The following is a 1,339-nucleotide window of genomic DNA, read 5'->3' on the forward strand; positions in this document are numbered from 1 at the left end:
GAGATGGTATGGACGCCTCCCACCTCTGCCGCAAAACCCATGAGCGCAAAGAGGTGGGGTCTCGCATCTAACGGCATCAAGTGCCAAAGTAGAGTTTCAAGCAACTACTGACGAAGGAGACCCCGACATGAATATTACGACTTTTGCCATCGATATTGCGAAGTCCGTCTTCCAACTGCACTGGGTAGAGCCGGCAACTGGTGAGATTCATCGCCGTAAGCTCGCGCGCGGCAAAGTTCTTGAGTTCTTCGCCCAGCGCCAGTCAGCTCGTATCGCCATGGAAGCTTGCGGCAGCGCCCATCACTGGGCCAGGCAACTGGCTGCGCTGGGTCACCAGATGTTGCTGGTGCCAGCGCAAAAGGTGCGCCCCCATGTAATCGGCAACAAAGACGATGCCGCTGATGCACGAGGTATCTGGCAGGCTTGCAACCAGAAAGACATGCACTTTGTCAGCGTTAAAAGCGTTCAACAGCAAGACCATCTGAGCGCACACCGGGTGCGCTCACACTGGGTTAGCCAGCGCACAGCCAGCGTCAATGCCCTCAGAGGCCTGCTCTACGAGTTTGGTGTGGTGATCCCCAAGGGGCGCAGGGCCATGATGAGCTGGATCAGCGAGAACAGCGCTGCACTCGAGCAGCAAGTGCCCCCTGGCATGTGGCGCTTGGTGCACCTGCAGCTTCAGGCGCTGCATGAGCTCGATCAGCACATTGATGCGGTTGAGAAAGAGATTGCGCAGATGCAAACTGAAAGTCCTGATGCCAAGCGGCTACGCAAAGCGCCTGGCATTGGGCTGCTAGGCGCGACGGCGCTAGCGGCCACTTTGGGCGATGCTTCTGCCTGGAAAGGTGGGCGCCACTTTGCGTGCTTCCTGGGGATAGTGCCCAGCCATACCGGCACCGGCGGCAAAGTGCGAATGGGGGGTATCAGCAAACGCGGGGATACCTATTTACGCAGCTTGCTTATCAATGGTGCCAGGAACATCGTGCGACTAGCCGAGCCGCCGGAGTGGGTGGCGCAGATGCTCAAACGCCGACCCTTCAACGTCGTGGTGGTGGCTGTAGCGCATAAATTGGCGCGAATGGCTTGGGCGATCGTCGCTCATGGGCGCGACTACGAAGATCGCTGGCGCGGTGCAGCCGCACAGGCTGCGGCCTGATACTCAAAACGCAATCGATTTAACAGAACGTAGGGCGTAGCCCCCAATGAGTGTGTAGGCGAGTAGATGAAGTGATGGCAAAGCGGTCAGACCGTGGGTTGGGAAAGCTGTGCAGAACTCAGGGCTGTTCATGGATTAGCCCGCCAGTGAGATGAGCTCCAACCTCGCGAATCACCATCAGGG

The 1,339-nt window shown here is 58.3% G+C and carries 1 protein-coding gene; it reads left to right on the plus strand.

Going from position 1 to position 1,339, the window contains the following annotated elements; all coding sequences use genetic code 11:
* Nucleotides 1-127: 127 nt before the first annotated feature.
* Complete coding sequence (locus tag G518_RS0126405; RefSeq protein WP_028605039.1) at nucleotides 128-1,156, plus strand: IS110 family RNA-guided transposase; 1,029 nt, start codon at nucleotides 128-130, stop codon at nucleotides 1,154-1,156.
* Nucleotides 1,157-1,339: the final 183 nt, after the last annotated feature.

This window comes from Ottowia thiooxydans DSM 14619 (assembly GCF_000422885.1).
GTDB classification, from domain to species: domain Bacteria; phylum Pseudomonadota; class Gammaproteobacteria; order Burkholderiales; family Burkholderiaceae_C; genus Ottowia; species Ottowia thiooxydans.

Bases quoted from the DNA above. Each gene is read 5' to 3' on its own strand.
- G518_RS0126405 (WP_028605039.1), top strand. From the start codon at position 128: ATGAATATTACGACTTTTGCCATCGATATTGCGAAGTCCGTCTTCCAA.